This is a genomic window from Aeromonas sp. QDB68, from assembly GCF_027707405.1.
Taxonomy (GTDB): Bacteria; Pseudomonadota; Gammaproteobacteria; order Enterobacterales; family Aeromonadaceae; genus Aeromonas; species Aeromonas caviae.
This window is the reverse complement of sequence record NZ_JAPCIQ010000261.1, coordinates 1-506: the sequence shown is the minus strand read 5'-3', so window position 1 is coordinate 506 and position 506 is coordinate 1. Positions and strand designations below refer to the sequence as shown.

Genomic DNA, 506 nt, shown 5'->3' with positions numbered 1-506 from the left:
TAGCTTTATCGTAACGCTCAAGAAATTGGGCTTAATGCCGAAAACAATAAAATAAAACAGCCAACCCTTGAGGTTCTTATGCGCCAGAATTTACCAGTGACGGGTCGAAACTTAGAACTCCCAAAAGATGCCAATATTCTTTCGACTACCTCCCCTCAAAGCCATATCACGTACGTTAATCCTGACTTCATTAAAATCAGTGGTTTCACTGAGGAAGAACTATTAGGCCAGCCTCACAACATCGTAAGACACCCAGATATGCCGCCTGCTGCATTTGAGCATATGTGGAGTACATTAAAATCTGGCCGCTCATGGATGGGGCTAGTAAAAAATCGCTGTAAAAATGGCGACCACTATTGGGTAAGTGCTTATGTAACGCCAATAGCTAAGAATGGTTCGATTGTTGAATACCAGTCTGTAAGGACCAAGCCCTGACTCTTATACACAAGTAGCGCCCTGAACGGAACCATTCCCGTTTTCCAGGATCTGATCTTCCATGTGACCTC

Annotated in this window: 1 protein-coding gene; it reads left to right on the top strand. The window is 43.9% G+C overall.

The genetic code is table 11. The features are described from left to right. Window positions 1-78 precede the first annotated feature (78 nt). Entirely contained in the window at window positions 79-435 is a 357-nt protein-coding gene (locus PG892_RS22550; RefSeq protein WP_250304617.1) for a PAS domain-containing protein, read from the top strand. The last annotated feature ends 71 nt before the right edge of the window (window positions 436-506 follow it).

What these genes read in the sequence shown, in the direction of transcription:
- PG892_RS22550 (WP_250304617.1), top strand. Translation starts at nt 79, where the DNA reads ATGCGCCAGAATTTACCAGTGACGGGTCGAAACTTAGAACTCCCAAAA.